Origin of the sequence: Klebsiella sp. CN_Kp113, from assembly GCF_040064585.1 — a bacterium.
GTDB classification, from domain to species: domain Bacteria; phylum Pseudomonadota; class Gammaproteobacteria; order Enterobacterales; family Enterobacteriaceae; genus Klebsiella; species Klebsiella michiganensis.
Map to the genome: position 1 here is coordinate 76,162 of NZ_JBEAID010000030.1, position 17,634 is coordinate 93,795.

The 17,634-nt window shown below is 59.0% G+C and carries 15 protein-coding genes and 1 pseudogene; 13 read left to right on the plus strand and 3 right to left on the minus strand.

Annotated elements, in window-relative coordinates:
- Positions 1 to 248 precede the first annotated feature (248 nt).
- Together ABLV30_RS20255 and ABLV30_RS20260 are read left to right on the plus strand one after the other, a co-directional pair.
- Entirely contained in the window at positions 249 to 1,310 is a 1,062-nt protein-coding gene (locus tag ABLV30_RS20255; RefSeq protein WP_014229249.1) for a YncE family protein, read from the plus strand.
- A gap of 232 nt (positions 1,311 to 1,542) precedes the next feature.
- Positions 1,543 to 1,764, plus strand: a complete 222-nt coding sequence (locus tag ABLV30_RS20260; protein ID WP_009652277.1) for a YgdI/YgdR family lipoprotein — start codon at positions 1,543 to 1,545, stop codon at positions 1,762 to 1,764.
- A 45-nt stretch (positions 1,765 to 1,809) separates the two neighbouring features.
- Here the strand turns inward: ABLV30_RS20260 and ansP are convergent, their stop codons facing one another.
- Positions 1,810 to 3,270, minus strand: a complete 1,461-nt coding sequence (ansP, locus tag ABLV30_RS20265; RefSeq protein ID WP_025107878.1) for an L-asparagine permease — start codon at positions 3,268 to 3,270, stop codon at positions 1,810 to 1,812.
- A gap of 268 nt (positions 3,271 to 3,538) precedes the next feature.
- Here ansP and ABLV30_RS20270 point away from each other — a divergent pair, with 268 nt between their 5' ends.
- The 8 genes and pseudogenes from ABLV30_RS20270 (at position 3,539) to ABLV30_RS20305 (ending at position 12,314) form a co-directional block, all read left to right on the plus strand.
- Positions 3,539 to 4,078: an AAA family ATPase gene (locus tag ABLV30_RS20270; protein WP_004850644.1), complete on the plus strand. Its 540-nt coding sequence runs from the start codon at positions 3,539 to 3,541 to the stop codon at positions 4,076 to 4,078.
- A 702-nt stretch (positions 4,079 to 4,780) separates the two neighbouring features.
- The gene (locus ABLV30_RS20275) at positions 4,781 to 5,782 is read left to right on the plus strand and encodes an LLM class flavin-dependent oxidoreductase (RefSeq protein ID WP_048262998.1); all 1,002 of its coding nucleotides are present in this window, start codon (positions 4,781 to 4,783) and stop codon (positions 5,780 to 5,782) included.
- The gene (locus ABLV30_RS20280) at positions 5,779 to 6,900 is read left to right on the plus strand and encodes an amidohydrolase (RefSeq protein ID WP_047723850.1); all 1,122 of its coding nucleotides are present in this window, start codon (positions 5,779 to 5,781) and stop codon (positions 6,898 to 6,900) included. Before ABLV30_RS20275 ends, ABLV30_RS20280 begins: the two co-directional genes overlap by 4 nt.
- A gap of 30 nt (positions 6,901 to 6,930) precedes the next feature.
- Positions 6,931 to 9,204: pseudogene (locus ABLV30_RS20285) on the plus strand (NtaA/DmoA family FMN-dependent monooxygenase).
- Between the two features lie 11 nt (positions 9,205 to 9,215).
- Entirely contained in the window at positions 9,216 to 9,725 is a 510-nt protein-coding gene (locus ABLV30_RS20290; RefSeq protein ID WP_004120729.1) for a GNAT family N-acetyltransferase, read from the plus strand.
- 9 nt (positions 9,726 to 9,734) lie between these two features.
- Positions 9,735 to 10,661: an amino acid ABC transporter permease gene (locus ABLV30_RS20295; RefSeq protein WP_032749193.1), complete on the plus strand. Its 927-nt coding sequence runs from the start codon at positions 9,735 to 9,737 to the stop codon at positions 10,659 to 10,661.
- Entirely contained in the window at positions 10,645 to 11,424 is a 780-nt protein-coding gene (locus tag ABLV30_RS20300) for an amino acid ABC transporter ATP-binding protein (RefSeq protein ID WP_014229256.1), read from the plus strand. The genes ABLV30_RS20295 and ABLV30_RS20300 overlap by 17 nt, the downstream gene beginning before the upstream one ends.
- The gene (locus tag ABLV30_RS20305) at positions 11,421 to 12,314 is read left to right on the plus strand and encodes an ABC transporter substrate-binding protein (protein ID WP_029946963.1); all 894 of its coding nucleotides are present in this window, start codon (positions 11,421 to 11,423) and stop codon (positions 12,312 to 12,314) included. Before ABLV30_RS20300 ends, ABLV30_RS20305 begins: the two co-directional genes overlap by 4 nt.
- Before the next feature lie 65 nt (positions 12,315 to 12,379).
- On the opposite strand, the gene ABLV30_RS20310 is transcribed toward ABLV30_RS20305, so the two are convergent.
- Both ABLV30_RS20310 and ABLV30_RS20315 read right to left on the minus strand, forming a co-directional pair.
- Complete coding sequence (locus ABLV30_RS20310) at positions 12,380 to 13,690, minus strand: MFS transporter (protein ID WP_048263002.1); 1,311 nt, start codon at positions 13,688 to 13,690, stop codon at positions 12,380 to 12,382.
- A gap of 218 nt (positions 13,691 to 13,908) precedes the next feature.
- Positions 13,909 to 15,105: an L-talarate/galactarate dehydratase gene (locus ABLV30_RS20315; protein ID WP_025107872.1), complete on the minus strand. Its 1,197-nt coding sequence runs from the start codon at positions 15,103 to 15,105 to the stop codon at positions 13,909 to 13,911.
- 304 nt (positions 15,106 to 15,409) lie between these two features.
- Here ABLV30_RS20315 and ABLV30_RS20320 point away from each other — a divergent pair, with 304 nt between their 5' ends.
- From ABLV30_RS20320 to pptA, 3 genes are all read left to right on the plus strand, one after another.
- Complete coding sequence (locus ABLV30_RS20320) at positions 15,410 to 16,414, plus strand: LacI family DNA-binding transcriptional regulator (protein ID WP_029946962.1); 1,005 nt, start codon at positions 15,410 to 15,412, stop codon at positions 16,412 to 16,414.
- Between the two features lie 125 nt (positions 16,415 to 16,539).
- Positions 16,540 to 17,157 carry a glutathione S-transferase family protein gene (locus ABLV30_RS20325; protein ID WP_032749190.1) on the plus strand — a complete coding sequence of 206 codons (618 nt, stop codon included), beginning with the start codon at positions 16,540 to 16,542 and terminating at the stop codon, positions 17,155 to 17,157.
- A 69-nt stretch (positions 17,158 to 17,226) separates the two neighbouring features.
- On the plus strand, positions 17,227 to 17,454 hold the full coding sequence (pptA, locus tag ABLV30_RS20330) for a tautomerase PptA (protein WP_109240327.1): 228 nt from the start codon (positions 17,227 to 17,229) through the stop codon (positions 17,452 to 17,454).
- Positions 17,455 to 17,634 lie beyond the last annotated feature (180 nt).

The window sequence follows — 17,634 nt, forward strand, 5'->3', positions numbered from 1 at the left end:
AACGAACCAAACGGAACATATGTATATATGTTAGCTCTTTTGTAAATTTTTTGAAAAGACTTAACGGAATTTGAGTTAACAAATAGCAAGAATTGCGTGATGTCGAGAACGCTACGGGTAATTAACGCTCCACATTGCGATAAATAATGATTACTATTCGCATTCCTAAGAAGAGCGCAAAGCGATGATTTTGCGCCCCGGAAGCACTGTCGAGCAGGCATATATTTGTTTTATCAAAGGGAGTCGTCATGTCATTACGTCATCTGTCCGCGCCGCGTCTGCGCCGTTCACTGTTGTTAACTTCGTTACTGCTGGCGGGGAGCTTTAGCGCCCACGCGGCGGAAGAAATGCTGCGCAAAGCCGTCGGCAAGGGCGCATACGAAATGGCCTATAGCCAGCAGGAGAATGCGCTGTGGGTGGCCACTTCGCAAAGCCGTTCGCTGGATAAAGGCGGTATCGTTTACCGTCTCGATCCGACGACTCTCGAAGTCACGCAGATTATTCATAACGATCTGAAACCCTTCGGCGCGACGATCGATAACGCCACTCAGACCCTGTGGTTTGGCAACACCACCGACAGCACCGTCACCGCCATTGATGCTAAAACCGGGAAAGTGAAAGGGCGTCTGGTGCTTGACGCCCGCCAGCGCAGCGAAACCGTACGTCCTCTGGCCCCGCGCGAGCTGGCGGTCAACGAGAAAACCAACACCGTCTACATCACCGGGCTGGGTAAAGAGAGCGTGATTTGGGTGGTGGATGGCGACAAGCTAACGCTGAAAGACACCATCGCCAATACTGGCGCAATGGCGACCGGCCTGGCGCTGGACGCGGAAGCGAACCGTATCTATACCACCAATGCCGACGGGGAACTGGTGACTATCGACAGCACCAGCAACAAAATCCTGTCGCGTAAAAAGCTGCAGGATGATGGCAAAGAGCACTTCTATCTCAACCTGAGCCTGGATACCGCCGGACATCGCGCCTTTATCACCGACGGTAAACAGCCGGAAGTGCTGGTGGTCGATATTCGCGATGGCAAAGTGCTGGAGAAAATCGCCGCGCCGGAGTCCCTGGCCGTGCTGTTTAACCCGACCCGCAATGAAGCCTACGTGACGCACCGTAAAGCCGGCGAAGTGAGCGTGATCGATGGTAAGACCTACAAAGTGGTCAAGACCTTCAAAACGCCGACTCATCCGAACAGCCTGACGCTCTCCGCCGATGGTAAAACGCTGTACGTCAGCGTGAAGCAGGAGTCGACGCGTCAGAAAGAGGCGACCCAGCCGGATGACGTTATCCGCATCGCGCTGTGATCCTGACGGGAGGGGGCAACCTCTCCCGCCATCAGTGTGCTCGCACTGCAGCCGGGTGGCGGATTACGCCTCACCGCGCCTACAAAATGCACTGTTTTCTGTCTGCCCGAAAACCGCACCCATCCAGATATCACCCTCTGTTACAAACACTTATTAGCCTGATAAATGTAATGGCTATAAACTTACGGCTTTCCTGCGCAAGCGGGACGGTGGCATTAATCCTGGAGAAAAGATGAAAAAATCATTAATGGTTGTTTGCGCCGGCGCGATGCTGGCTCTTCTGGCGGGCTGTAGCTCAAACTATGTCATGACGACAAAAAGCGGGCAGACTATCGTAACGCAGGGCAAGCCGAAGCTGGATAAAGATACCGGAATGACCAGCTATACTGATGAGTCGGGCAATAAGCGCCAGATTAACAGCAGCGATGTGGCTCAGCTGGTGGAAGATAATTAAGTTGTGCGGTTGCGGTTTGCCCGGTGAGGCAAACCGCAAAGTGATTTATTGCTGTTTTTCAATATTCGGCGCGGTGCTATGAATGTCATGCACGCGCTTGCGCACGCCAAACCAGCCGGCGACCAGCAAAACGGCAATCAGCGGAAGCGAACCGATGGTATAAGTCCCATTCGGATAATCGAAAGCCATTAATACCAGCACGCTAAGCAGGAACAGCAGGGTCAGCCAGGAGGTAAAAGGCGCACCCGGCATCTTGAAGCTAACGTCCGCCGCTTTGCCTTCCTTGATCGCCTTACGCAGGCGCATCTGGCACACCACAATAAAGCCCCATGAAGCGATAATCCCCAGCGACGCGACGTTAAGGACAATTTCAAATACCTGCGAAGGCACCAGGTAGTTGAGGAATACCCCAACGACATACACCGCCAGCGTCGCCAGAATCCCGGCGTAGGGCACGTGGTGGCGGCTCATTTTCGACATAAACTTCGGCGCCGAACCGCCCATCGACATGGAGCGCAGAATACGCCCGGTGCAGTAGAGGCCGGAGTTGAGGCTGGAGAGCGCGGCGGTTAACACCACGATATTCATCACGCTGCCGATATACGGCACGCCCAGCTTCGAGAAGAAGGTGACGAACGGGCTCTGCCCGGCCTGATAGGCATTCCACGGCAGCAGCAGCACCAGCAGCAGCACGGAGCCAACGTAGAACAGACCAATACGCCAGATAACGCTGTTAATGGCGCGCGGCACCATGGTCTGCGGATCTTTACACTCGCCAGCGGCGGTACCCACCAGTTCGATAGAGGCGAAGGCGAACACCACCCCCTGTACCAGCACCAGCGCCGGCAGCAGGCCGTGCGGGAACAGGCCGCCGTTATCGGTAATCAGGTGGAAACCGGTGGCATTGCCATCCAGCGGCTTTCCGCTGCCAAGAAAAATAGTCCCGACCACCAGAAACGCGACGATAGCCAGAACTTTCACCAGCGCGAACCAGAACTCCATCTCGGCGAACCATTTCACGCCGATCATGTTCATGGTGCCGACAATCGCCAGCGCGCCGAGAGCGAAGACCCACTGCGGAACGTCGCCAAACGCGCCCCAGTAGTGCATATACAGCGCGACGGCGGTGATATCGACGATCCCGGTCATCGCCCAGTTGATAAAGTACATCCAGCCCGCAACGTAAGCCGCTTTTTCGCCGAGGAACTCGCGGGCGTAGGAGACGAAGCTGCCGCTGGAGGGGCGATGAAGCACCAGCTCGCCCAGCGCGCGTAAGATAAAGAACGAGAAGAGGCCGCAGACCAGATAAACCAGCGCCAGGGCCGGTCCGGCCATCTGCAGGCGCGCGCCCGCGCCGAGGAACAGGCCGGTACCAATCGCGCCGCCGATGGCAATCATCTGCACCTGACGGTTGCCCATCGCCTTGTGGTAGCCCGACTCCTGGGAGTTCAGCCAGTGGCGTTTGGCAGCGTGCTGCTCCGCCACGCTAGAGTGTTTTGTATTCATTGATGTCGCTATTTTCCTGTCAATGTCCATGAAGTGGTTCGTGCTGCTGGCTCTCTCATCATTCTGAGGAATGAGATAAGCGAGCATGGCGGAGAATCCTACACGTATCGGAAAATGGACGCACGCAAAAGATTTGCGGACAGCACTTGCTTAAATATCAATGAGATCGGACGCTTTTCGGCGTTCGCGCATGATGGGGAAATTTTGCTCATCGTTTTAACGTTATTGCGCTATTATTCTCCGCCCGCGTTTTGCCCGAGAGACCACGATGAAAATCAACGTAGTAGGGACCAGCGGCGTCGGCAAATCCACCCTCGCGCGTCGGCTGGCTCAGGAACTGTCACTGCCTTATATTGAAATGGATGTGCTCTACTGGCTGCCCGAGTGGCAAGGGACGCCGGACGATGAGTTCTACGCCAAACTCGCCGCCGCGCTCGCCGCGCCCGGCTGGGTGCTGGACGGCAACTATAACCGCAGCCGCCCGGTAAAATGGCGCGATGTGGATCTGGTGGTGTGGGTGGACTACAGCTTCTGGCGCACGATCCGCCAGGCGGTCCGTCGCGCGGCTTCACGCGCAAGCCGACGGCAGGAGCTGTGGCCCGGCACCGGCAATTGCGAAACCTTCCGCCGCTCTTTCTTTAGCCGGGACTCTATTATTCTCTGGACGCTGAAAACCTGGCGCAACAATCGCCGGCGTTACCTGGCGGATATGCAGGACCCGCAGTATCAACACATTCGCTTTGTTCGTTTACGCGACCAGCAGCAGACCGAGGCGCTGGTGCGCGAGCTTCGGCAGAATAGCCGATAATCCCCCGGCTCGCGCTGCGCGTAGCCGGGCTACCGGACCGCAGATTGTCGGTAACCCGTAGCCCGGGTAAGGCGTTTACGCCGCAACCCGGGGAATATGCCGTGACGTGGCATTGCTGCGGCTTCTTCCCGGCTTGCGCTGCGCTTAGCCGGGCTACAGGGCCACAGATTGCTGGTAACCCGTAGCCCGGGTAAGGCGTTTACGCCGCAACCCGGGGAATATGCCGTGACGTGGCATTGCTGCGGCTTCTTCCCGGCTTGCGCTGCGCTTAGCCGGGCTACAGGGCCACAGATTGCTGGTAACCCGTAGCCCGGGTAAGGCGTTTACGCCGCAACCCGGGGAATATGCCGTGACGTGGCATTGCTGCGGCTTCTTCCCGGCTTGCGCTGCGCTTAGCCGGGCTACAGGGCCACAGATTGCTGGTAACCCGTAGCCCGGGTAAGGCGTTTACGCCGCAACCCGGGGAATATGCCGTAACTTGGCATTGCTGCGGCTTCTTCCCGGCTTGCACAGCGCCTGCCCGGGCTACAGGCCCACAGATTGCTGAGGACGCGTAGCCCGGACAGATGCGCAGCATCGCCTCCGGGGCAGTTACCTCAGCGCATATCTAATTTCCGGCAGAGTACATGTAAATAAATTGTTTCTCACCAGCCGCGGGCGCTTCTAATAATGCAGTCATGTTAATCCACATGAGCCTGCGAAATGTCTTATCGAATCAGTATTCTGGATAAAAGCCCGCTGGCAGCCGGAGAAACGGCTGCCCAGGCGCTGGCGCGTACATTAACGCTTGCGCAACAGGCGGAAGCCTGGGGCTATCATCGCTTCTGGATAGCCGAACACCACAATACTGACCAGCTCGCCAGTCCGTCGCCAGAGCTGGCCATTGCCTGGATCCTTGGCCAGACCCGCAGGATTCGCGTTGGCTCCGGCGGCGTCATGCTGCAGCACTACAGCCCGTATAAAGTGGCGGAAAACTTCAATATGCTGGCTTCCCTCGCTCCGGGCCGCGTGGATCTGGGCGTGGGCAAAGCCCCTGGCGGACTGCCGCTCTCCACTCGCGCGTTACAGCAGGGGCTTGACCCCCAGCAAAAGGGGCGTTTTGCCGACCAGCTGGCGCAGCTCGACAACTGGCTGTCGCTGACCGAAACCGACGGTGAGGAGAGCGTCCGCGCAACGCCGATCCCGCCGCGTCGCGCCGACGGCTTTCTGCTCGGCGCCAGCCTGGAGAGCGCGCAGCTGGCGGCGCAGCTGGACTGGAACTTCGTCTTCGCCGCCCATCTCAACGGCGATAAGCAGCTGCTGCGCGAGGTGTTAACCCGCTGGCGTGAACTGAGCCGTCGAGACGCGATTATTGCCGTCCAGGTCATCGTGGCCGAAGAGGCCGCGACGGCGGCGGAGCTGGCAAAATCCGTCGAAACATGGGGCGTTGAGCTGGAAAACGGCCAGCGGGTCACCGTCGGCAGCGAAGCGCAGGCGGCCGCCTTTGCCCGTCAGGCGGGCAGCAGGCCGACGCGCATTGCCCGGCGGGAATCGGCGGTGCTGTTCGGCACCCCGGAACAGGTGAAAGCGCAGCTGGATGCCCTGCAGTCGGCCTGGAACATCGACGAATTTATTATCGACACGCCCATTAACGATGGCGCGGTGCGCCTTAACTCCCTGCGCCTGCTGGCCCGGGCGCATTTGAGCGCGGAGGTGCAGCCATGAGCCTTGCCGAACAGTTAATTCGCTGGCGGCGCGAACTGCACCAGTACCCCGAGCTCTCGCTGCAGGAGGTCGACACCACCGCACGTATTCGCGACTGGCTGCAGAGCGGCGGCATCAGCCTGCTGCCTTATGAACTGAAAACCGGCGCGGTTGCCGAAGTGGGCAGCGGCGATAAGGTGATAGCCCTGCGTGCCGATATCGATGCGCTGCCTATCGAAGAGGCGGCCAGCGTGCCGTTTCGCTCGTTGAATGCCGGCGTAATGCACGCTTGCGGGCATGATATTCATACCAGCGTGATCCTTGGCGCGGCCTTACTGCTGAAACAACGCGAAGCGCAGCTGGCGGGACGCGTCCGTATTCTGTTCCAGCCGGCGGAGGAGAGCTTCGGCGGCGCGAAAACCCTGATTCGCGCCGGTGTGCTGGAGGGCGTTTCCGCCATTTTCGGCATGCATAATGAACCGGGGCTGCCGGTGGGCGAATTCGCCACCCGAGGCGGCGCGTTTTACGCCAACGTCGATCGCTTTGTGTTTAAGGTGACCGGCAAAGGCGCTCACGCCGCCCGGCCTCATGAAGGGAAGGACGCCATTCTGCTGGCCAGCCAGCTGGTGACCCTGCTGCAAAGCGTCGCCAGCCGCGAAGTGAATACCCTCGATTCCGTGGTGCTTAGCGTCACGCGGATTCAGGGCGGCAATACCTGGAACGTCCTGCCGGAAAGCGTCGAGCTGGAAGGTACGCTGCGCACCCACAGCAGCGAAGTCCAGCAGCGGGTGAAAGCGCGGGTGAGCGAGATTGCCGCCGGCTTCGCCAGCGCCTTCGGCGCGCAGATAGATGTCTTCTGGTACGCCGGACCGACCGCGCTGGTTAATGATGAGCGCTGGGCCGCTTTCGCCAGCGACGTGGCCGATAAGTCCGGCTACCGCACGCACCATGCGGATCTCCATCTCGGCGGGGAGGATTTTGCCGTTTATCTTCAGCATATTCCCGGCGCGTTCGTCAGCATCGGCAGCGCCAGCGAATTTGGTCTTCACCATCCGGCGTTTAACCCGGATGAGCGTTTAATCGCCCCGGCGGCGCACTACTTTGCCGATCTGGCAGAGAAGGCATTAAAAGCACTTTAATTATTCAGGGTCATTGACTAAGGATTAACGATGTCTGAACAACGGCAGCTGCGCATTGGTACTATATTACACGGCGCATCGGGAAATATGTCGGCCTGGCGTCATCCGGCCGCGCTGGCCGACGCCAGTATTAACTTTGAGTTCGTCAAGCAGACGGCGTTAAAAGCGGAAGAGGGCAAGCTCGATTTTATTTTTGTTGCCGATGGCTTATATATTAATGAAAAATCGATCCCGCATTTTTTAAATCGTTTTGAACCGCTCACCGTATTATCTACCCTTGCGGCGGTAACTTCGCGTTTAGGCCTGGTCGGTACCCTGTCGACCTCCTACAGCGAACCCTTTACCACCGCCCGCCAGTTCGCCAGCCTCGATCATCTGAGCGGCGGCCGCGCGGGCTGGAACGTGGTCACCTCGCCGCTGGAAGGTTCAGCAAAAAACTTCTCCCGCGCCCAGCATCCCGATCATGCGCTGCGCTACCGTATTGCCGATGAATATCTGCAGGTTGTCAAAGGCCTGTGGGACTCCTGGGAGCAGGACGCGTTTATTCGTAATAAAGAGAGCGGCCAGTTCTTTGATAAAAACAAGCTGCACACGCTTAATCATCACGGCGATTTCTTTAAAGTAGCCGGTCCGCTAAATATTGCCCGCACGCCGCAGGGCCGGCCCATTATCTTTCAGGCGGGCGCCTCCGATGACGGTAAAAAGTTAGCCGCCAGCCACGCAGACGCTATTTTTACCCATCAGGAGTCGCTGGCGGAGGCGCAGGCCTTTTATCGCGACGTCAAAAGCCAGCTTGCAGCGCACGGCCGCCGGGAGAGCGAACTGCATATCTTCCAGGGCGTCAGCGTCATCGTTGGCGACAGCGCCGACGATGTGGAGCAGCAATACCAGACCACCGCTGCGCTGGTGTCGATTGAAGACGCGCTGAATTATCTCGGCCGCTATTTTGAACATCACGACTTTGCTCAGTATCCGCTGGATGAGGCGTTCCCGGATATCGGCGACCTCGGGCAGAACAGCTTTCGCAGCACCACCGACGAGATAAAACGCAATGCCCGCGAACGCGGCCTGACGCTGCGCCAGGTGGCGCTGGAGGCGGCCAGCCCGCGACCGCGCTTTGCCGGAACCGCTGAAGAGGTGGCGGATGGTCTGCAGCAGTGGTTTGAACAGCGCGCGACGGACGGTTTTATTATCCAGGGCGGTACGCCGGATACCTTCCCGCGCTTTGTGGACCAGGTGGTACCGATTCTTCAGCAGCGCGGACTATTCCGCCGGGAATATCCCGGCACCACGCTGCGTGAAAGCTTAGGGCTGGCAGAGCCCGTGAATCAATTCCAAAAACAATAATAGAGAACACCCGCTATGCAGAAAACGCAGAAAAAATCGCTATTACTGGCGCTGGCGCTGGCCGTTAGCGCGTCATCCTGGGCGCAGAACGTCACGATCAACGGCACCGGCGTGAGCCTCGAAGCCAACAAAACGCCGATTCATACGGCGAAAAACCCGCAGGCTATCGCGCAACTGCCGAAAGGTCTCCACCTGGCGGTGCCGGGTAAGCTGACGGTCGCGGTCGCCGCGCTGAACTCACCGCCGCTGACCGTGTTTTCTGACGATAACAAAACCCTGCTCGGCAGCGAGGTGGATATCGCCCGCCTGGTGGCCGACAGCCTCGGGCTGGAGCTGAATGTGGTACCCACCTCGTGGGAGGACTGGCCGCTTGGCGTCGCTTCCGGCAAATATGATGCGGCGGTCAGCAATATCACCGTGACCAAAGAGCGCAAAGAGAAGTTTGATTTCGCCACCTACCGCAAAGATTCGCTGGGTTTTTACGTCAAGAGCACCAGTCCGCTGAGCAAAATTGAAAAAGCGGAAGATATTGCCGGGCTGCGGATTATCGTCGGCTCCGGCACCAATCAGGAAGCCATTTTGCTGGCGTGGAACGCCGAGAATCTCAAGAAGGGGCTGAAGCCGTTTACGCCGGTCTACACCAAAGACGACGCCGCCCAGACCCTGGCGCTGCAGTCCGGGCGCGCCGACGCCTTCTTCGGCCCCAACGTGATCGGCGCGTGGAAAGCGGCGCTGACCGGCAAAACGAAGCTGGTAGGCAGCGTTGACGGCGGCTGGCCGAAGGCGGCGCATATTGCCGTGACGGTGAAAAAAGGCAGCGGTCTGGTTGAACCGGTACAGACGGCGCTGAACGGCGCAATCCGCAGCGGCGACTACGCGAAGGTGCTGAACCGCTGGGGGGAAGGCGTGGAGAGCATTCCGCAATCGGAAATCAACCCGGCCGGACTCGGCGACTAACAGGAGGCATGATGAGCGATCTATTCCGCGATGTCTCTCCGGAAGCGCCGGAGCTGCAGCCGATTATTGAGGGCCTGTTCGGCGAGTACGCCGCGCGCTACGGCGACTATTTCTCCCGCGATGCCGAAGTCGAGCTGACGGAATGGTATCTGGCGCCGCAGGGGCTATTTATCGTGCTGGAGCGCGAAGGGGAAATTATCGCCACCGGCGCGTACAAACCGAAAGATGCCCATACGGCAGAAATCAAACGTATCTGGACCCATCGTCGTCTGCGCCAGCAGGGGCTGGCGGCGAAAGTGGTGCAGGAGCTGGAGCGACGGGCGCTGCTTGCGGGCTACAGCCATATCTATCTGACCACCGGTTTTCGGCAGCCGGAAGCGGTGCGGCTCTACCTGAGCCAGGGCTACGAGGCGCAGTTTGACCTCAGCCGCGATCCGGAAGAGTACAGCCTGCCGCCGTTCGATGGTCGACTGCGCTTTACGAAAGCGCTGGCGGTCAGCGCGCTGAGCCAGAGCGCTTAAGGAGCCAATATGCATACCCAGGAAACGATTAAGGTTGTCCCCGCGCGCTATCCGCTGCGGGCGGTAGGCGCGCTGCTGGCGCTGCTGGTGCTGGCGGTGGTGATTCAATCGGTCGCCTTTAACCCGCGCTGGGAGTGGCGCGTCTTTGCCCGCTGGTTCTTTGACCCGGTGATCCTTGAAGGTCTCGGGCAGACGCTGCTGCTGACCCTGCTGGCGACGGCGCTGAGCGTTATTCTCGGCGGCCTGCTGGCGCTGGCCCGGCTCTCCAGTTCATGGCTGCTGAGCAGCCTGGCCTGGGGCTATATCTGGCTGTTCCGCTCGCTGCCGCTGATCGTGGTGCTGATTATTCTCTACAACTTCTCCTATCTTTACGACACGCTAGCGATAGGCATTCCGTTCACCGCGATTCGCTGGGCCAGCTTTGAGACCATCAACGTACTGGGGCAGTTTTCTACCGCCGTTGTCGGGCTGACCCTGGTGCAAAGCGCCTACACCGCCGAAATTATCCGCGGCGGCTTTCTCGGGGTCGATCACGGGCAGTATGAAGCGGCGGCGGCGCTGGGGCTTCCGGCCAGCCGTCGGACCCTGCGCATTATTCTGCCGCAGGCGCTGCGCACCATTTTACCGGCGGGCTTTAACGAAATTATCAGCCTCGCCAAGGGGACGGCGATGGTTTACGTGCTGGCGATGCCGGAGCTGTTTTACACCATCCAGATGATCTATAACCGCACCCAGGAAGTGATCCCGCTGCTGATGGTCGGCGCCGCCTGGTATCTGGCGATCACCAGCGTGCTGTCGCTGATCCAGTATCTGGTCGAGCGAGGACTGGCCCGCAGCGAACGCCGCTCGGCGGTCAATAGCGCCCGCAGCAGCCGCCGCGTTGAGTCCATTCGTCGCCCACAATCCCAGGAGTCCGCCCATGCCCAACTCTCGTAACGGCCATATCTCCATCACCGGCGTCAGCAAATATTTTGGCCGCCATAAAGCGCTTGATGACGTATCGCTGGAAATCGAACCCGGCACGGTGACGGTGATCCTCGGGCCGTCCGGTTCGGGAAAATCGACGCTGCTGCGGGCGATTAATCATCTGGAGCGCGTGGATGAAGGCTTTATTCAGATCGATGGCGACTATATCGGCTATCGCCGTAAAGGCGACAAGCTCTACGAGCTGAAAGAGAAAGAGATCCTCCGCCAGCGGGTTAACGTCGGCTACGTATTTCAGAACTTCAACCTGTTCCCGCATCTGACGGTGCTGGAAAATCTGATTGAGGCCCCCATCGCCCATAAGCAGGCGACCCGCAAAGAGGCGATCGCGCGGGCGTATGAACTGCTGGACGTGGTCGGACTGCGCAATAAAGCCGACGCCTGGTCGCGGCACCTGTCCGGCGGCCAGCAGCAGCGCATCGCTATTGCCCGGGCGCTGGCGCTTAACCCGCGGGTAATGCTGTTCGATGAACCGACCTCCGCGCTCGACCCTGAGTTGGTGGGGGAAGTGCTGGACGTGATTAAAAAGCTGGCGCGCTCCGGCACCACGCTGGTGGTGGTCACCCATGAAATCGGTTTTGCGAAAGAGGTGGCGGACCGGGTGGTGTTTATGGTCGACGGCAAGATAGTCGAGCAGGGCAGCAGCGACGCCGTGCTGAACCAACCGCAGCATCCGCGTACGCGGCAGTTCTTATCGAGGGTATTAGCGGCATGAGAAACGGACTTTTGGCCCTGACACTACTCTCTTTATCTGCGGCATCGCAGGCGGCTATCGACCTGCGCGCCAACGAGCAGCCGCTGCCGGTGACCCGCGATGAGCAGGCGATCGCGAAGATCCCGGCAAATTACGCCTTCGTCGAGCCGGGTACCTTAACGGTGGCGATTTCGGCGCTCAATTCGCCGCCGCTGGCGCTGTTGGCCAGCGATAACCGCACGCGTATCGGCAGCGACCCGGATATTGCCCGGCTGCTGGCCGGCAGCCTCGGGCTGAAGCTAAAGCTGGTGCCCACCGCCTGGGAGGACTGGCCGCTGGGGATTACCTCCGGACGCTACGACGTCGCGCTGGTCAATATTGCGGTGACCGAGCAGCGGAAAGAGAAGTTTGATTTTGCCACCTATCGCGTTGACTCTCTGGCCTTTTCCGTGAAATCAACCAGCGATATCGCCCGCGTGAGCGGTCCGGCGGATCTCGCGGGTAAAAAAGTGATCGTCGGGTCCGGGACTAACCAGGAGCGGATTTTGCTCGGCTGGAACGCCGAAAACGAAGCCGCCGGGCGGCAACCCGCGCTGCCGGTCTACCTGACCGATGACGCCTCGGGCAACCTTTATATTCAGTCCGGTCGCGCGGACGTGTTCTTTGGGCCGCAGTCGGTGGCGGCCTATAAAGCGGCGCTCAGCGGCAAAACCAAAGTCGTCGGCCTGGGGCCGAAAAAAGCGTACGTTGCCACCACGACCAAAAAGGGCAACGGCCTGGCTCCGGCGCTGCAGGCGGCGCTGAACGGCGCGATTGCTCGCGGCGAGTATCAGAAAGTGCTGGCGCGCTGGGGAGAGCAGGGCGAAGAGGTGACGCAATCGGAAGTGAATCCGCCGGGGATAACCTACTAAAAAACCGCTGTTTCGCAGGAGTGTGATGCGAAACAGCGGAGGCGAATGCTCGCCAGGGTTTTAAATCAGGCGGCGCGCGGGGTCAGCGTCAAACGATCCAGCGGCCCGACGATAAACAGATAGGAGAACAGGCCCAGCACGCCCATGGAACCGACGTACAGGATGGCGTAATCAAAGGAGTGGGTATTAGCGAGGATCACGCCGATAACCAGCGGCGTGATAATACTCGCCAGGTTGCCGCACATGTTGAACACCCCGCCGGCAATTCCCAGCATTTCCTTCGGCGAGGTGTCGCTCAGCACGCACCAGCCGAGGTTACCGAAACCTTTAGCAAAGAAGGCCAGGCTCATGGCGGCGATCACCACCACTTCCGAGGTGGTGTAGTTGGCGACGACAATCACGCAGGAGAGCAGCATGCCGCAGATCACCGGCAGCTTGCGGGCGGTCGTCAGGCTGTAGCCGCGTTTGAGCAGCCAGTCTGAGAATACCCCACCGAGCAGTCCGCCGATAAATCCGGCAATGGCCGGGATACTGGCGACAAAACCGACCTTGAGGATCGACATACCTTTGGCCTGGTAGAGATAGGTGGGAAACCACGTCAGGAAGAACCAGGTAATGGACGTTACGCAGAACTGGCCGATATACACGCCGATCATCATGCGATTAACGCAGACGCTTTTAATCTGCGCGAGGGTTAATTTCTGCTGCGTTTTTTTCGTCCCTAATTCCGGCTCGCCGCCGCCTTCGCGAATATAGTCGAGCTCCTGTTGGTTAATTTTTGGATGATGAGAGGGATCTCTTACTTTTACCAGCCAGAATATTCCCAGCACCACGCCGATAGCGCCAATATAATAAAATACGTAGTGCCAGCTTAAATTATGCAGAATAATCGTCATTAGCGGCGTAATAATTCCCAGGGAAATATACTGCGCGGCCTGATAGACCGAGGTGACGAACCCGCGCTCTTTGTTGGGAAACCACTGTACGCTGAGACGGCTGTTAGCGGGGAAGGCGGGGGCTTCAATCGCGCCCATCATCAGGCGCAGAATCACCAGTACGATCAATGGGCTGGCGAACAGATAGATCGTTCCCTGAAACATGGTGACGATCGACCAGCCAATCAGCGCGCAGCCGTAGACCAGCCGCGAACCATATTTATCCAGCAGCCAGCCGCCGGGTATTTGCATAATGACGTAGGAGATACCAAAAACTGAAAAGGCCAGCCCCATCGCCTCGGGATCAAAGCCTAGCTCTTTGCTCATAATAGGCGCGACGACGGACAGCGTTGCCCGGTCGGCATAATTAAATACGGTAGCCAGAAATAAAAACAGTAATATGCCGTAACGCACGTTGCTGCGTTTTAAGGGGGTAGTCATCTTCAACTCCTTTGCAGGGTTGTTTATTGTGGGTACAGTCAATAAGAGGTATTTCCCCGGCAGGGCTACGGGTTTTCAGTCATCTGCGGACCGGTAGCCCGGACAGATGCGCCGCATCGCCTCCGGGAAAACGCGATATTCTCCCGGGGGCGGCGCTTGACGCGCCTTGCCCGGGCTACGGGGCCTGTAGCCCTTACGCCGCCATCCGGGGAATTCGGTTAAGGGCGTTTACCAAACTCGCAGCTTTGCTGGGTCCAGCGGCGGGCCTGTTCGCTCAGGGTAAAGCCCAGACCGTGGCGTTCGGATACCCACATCCGCCCGTCGCGCAGCTCCAGCTGTTCGTTAAACAGCGGGTTCAGCCACTCGAAGTGCTCCAGCCACGGCTCGAGCGGGTAGGCGGCGGCGAGATGCAGGTGTACCTCCATCGCAAAGTGCGGGGCCAGCTTGCGACCGTGCTTCGCCGCCAGATCCATAATCTTCAGGAACGGGGAGATCCCGCCGACGCGCGGCGCATCCGGCTGGACAAAGTCGCTGGCGTTGCCGAGGATAAGCTGCTCATGTTCACGGAAGCTGGTCAGCATCTCGCCGGTGGCAATCGGCGTATCCAGCGCGGCGGCGAGCTGCGCGTGGCCTTCAACATCGTAGGCGTCAAGGGGCTCTTCAATCCAGATCAGATTGAACTGCTCCATTTTGCGCCCCATGCGGATGGCGGTTTCGCGATCCCACTGCTGGTTGGCGTCCACCATCAGCGGGAAGTCATCGCCCAGCACCTCACGCACCGCCGTCAGGCGACGAATATCTTCGGCGGTATTCGGCTGACCAACCTTCAGCTTAATCCCGCCAATCCCGTTCTCACGGGAGATAGCCACGTTTTTTAACACCTGATCCAGCGGCGTATGCAGAAAGCCGCCGGAGGTGTTGTAGCACTGAACGGAATCGCGGTGCGCGCCGAGCAGTTTCGCCAGCGGTAGTCCGGCGCGTTTGGCTTTCATATCCCACAGCGCAATATCAAGAGGGGAGATGGCCTGTACCGCCATACCGCTGCGGCCAACGGATGCGCCGGCCCACAGCAGTTTGGTGTAGATCTTGTCGATATCGTTCGGGTCTTCGCCGAGCAGATTATCGGCGATCTCTTTGGCGTGGGCGTAAATGCCCTGGCCGCCCGCACGCTTGGAATAGCTGAAGCCAACGCCTTCAAAGCCGTCCCGGGAGCGGATTTCCGCGATAACGATCGCCACTTCGGTAAGCGGTTTTTGCCGACCGGTCAGAACCTTTGCATCGCTAACGGGGGTCGCCAGCGGCAGAAAGGCCAGCGACAGTTTGACGTGTTCAATGCGGTCGCCGGTTTCAGCGGCGGTTTTGACGCCGGAAGCTTTGGCGTAGGTCACGGACTCGGAATTAGCGCTCGAGGTCATAGTCAGTTCCTTTTTAGTGATAAAATGTTTGCGCTAACATTTTTAATCCTGAAATTATCCTGGCGCTACGACAGTGATTTTAATTTGTACAAACGATCACAATTAGCGGTTATAAAGGGTAAAATTATGCAGCTCAGGTCACGATCCAAAAATGTTTGTGAAAAATCACAAATCAAAATGATAGCGATAACATTTTGTGTTTCAGGTATTTGATTCTATTGAGGATGTCGAGGTGAGCGCTGGCAATTGCGCGGGCCATCATCAATAATGCCCACAGAAAACGACTCAACACAGGGGCTTAGTCGTGAAAAGCAGAAAACCGACGCGCGCGCCGACGCTGGATGACGTAGCCCGTAGCGCCGGATTGTCGTCGATGACGGTCAGCCGGGCGCTGAATACGCCGCAGCTGGTGAGGCCAAAAACGGTCGAGAAAGTGATGCAGGCGGTGCAGGCAACGGGCTATATCCCTAACGCGCTGGCCGGCGGCCTGGCATCCAGGCGCAGCAAGCTGGTGGCCGTGGTGGTGCCGCAAATCAATAACAATATGTTTGTCGATACCATCCAGGCGCTGAGCGATACCCTGGCGGCGCGCGGCTACCATATGCTGCTGTGCGTGGCGGGCTACAGCCGACAGACCGAAGCCGAGCTGGTAGCAACCTTACTCTCGCGGCGTCCGGATGGCGTGGTATTGACCGGCATTCAGCACGCCCCGGCGCTGAAGAAGACGATCCTCAACGCCGCCACGCCGGTGGTGGAAATCTGGGATCTCACCCCGACGCCGCTGGATATGCTGGTCGGTTTTTCGCATGAAAAAGTCGGCGAAACCATTGGCGAGTACCTGCTGGAAAAAGGCTACCGCCGCCCGGGTCTGCTGTGGGCCGGCGATGCGCGCGCGACGTTGCGAAAGCAGGGGCTCCGCGCCCGGCTGGCCAAAAACGGCATTGACGATGCGCCGCAGGTCGAGGTGCCGCTTCCGGCATCGCTGGCGCTGGGGCGTCGCGGGCTGGCCGAGCTGCTCGCCGGCGGCGAGTTTGACGTTATCGTCTGCAGCTCCGATACCCTTGCCCAGGGGGCGATTATGGAAGCCGAAAGCCGGGGGCTGCGCGTGCCGCAGGATCTGGCGGTGATCGGTTTTGGCGATCTGGACTTCGCCGCCAGCAACCGTCCGGCCATCACCACCGTCAGCGTCGACCGTCATGCCATCGGCGAGCAGGCGGCCACGCTGCTTGCCGACCGCATAGAAGGCGGAGAAGAAGGGGAAGCGATTATTGATATCGGCTTTCACCTGGTGGCGCGCGAGTCGGCGTAGCTCTGCCGTTTCGCATGTGCGAGGGGGCCTCAATAGCGGCATGGCGTAATCAAATCTATACTGCAAAATTGCTAAACCCGTCGCCGCTCTGTTCCTGAGCGGCAAATTCATCGAGGGCGCAGAATATGATCACCGTCTATGGCGTACCCGGCTGGGGCTCAACAATTAGCGAACTGATGCTGACGCTGGCCGATATCCCGTATCATTTTGTTAACGTTGAGGGCTTTGACCAGCCGGGCCCGCAGCGCGACCGCCTCAAAAAGATAAACCCGCTGTGTCAGGTGCCGACCCTGACGCTTGCAGACGGCAGCGTGATGACCGAATCCGCGGCGATTGCCCTGATGATCCTCGACGTTCGACCGGATCTGGCTCCGGCGCCGGGATCGCCGCAGCGGCATGCCTTTCAGCGTCTGCTCATCTGGCTGGTGGCGAACGTCTATCCCACCTTTACCTTTGCGGATTACCCGGAGCGCTGGGCCGCCGATGCGCCAGACCAGCTGCGGGAAAGCTGCATCAGCTATCGCAAATCGCTCTATCTGTGGCTGGAGGAGCAGCTTGCCGCCGCGCCGTATGCGCTGGGGACGGAAATAACCCTGCTGGACTGCTATATTGCGGCGATGTGCGCCTGGGGCCCGCGCCGGGAGTGGTTTGCGGCGCAGACGCCAAAATTCGTCGCCGTGGCGGATGCGGTGTATCGCCATCCCAAACTCGAAGCCGTTCTGCGCCGCAACGAGCTGATTTAAAGCACAAAAAGCGATCCGGATGACGCGGGTTATGCTAGTTTTATCGTCCAGACAATAAAGGAGCCTGCTATGCCGCACGTTGATATTAAATGTTTTCCCCGCGACCTGAATGATGAACAAAAAGCGGCGCTGGCCGCCGATATTACCGAGGTGTTGATTCGCCACCTCAACAGCAAAGAGAGTTCAGTGAGCGTGGCCCTGAAGCTGGTTGAGCCGAGCGACTGGCAGCAGGTGTGGGACAGCGAAATCGCCCCGCAGATGGAACAGTTGATTAAGAAACCGGGCTATAGCATGTAACCCGGTTTCTTTCCCGGAGGCGATGCTGCGCATCTGTCCGGGCTACGCGTTCCCGGCGATCTGCGGTCCGGTAGCCCGGGCAGGCGCTCTGCGCCGCCCCCGGGAGAGAGCGCGGAGTGGCAGAATTTCCCGGAGGCGATGCTGCGCATCTGTCCGGGCTACGCGTTCCCGGCGATCTGC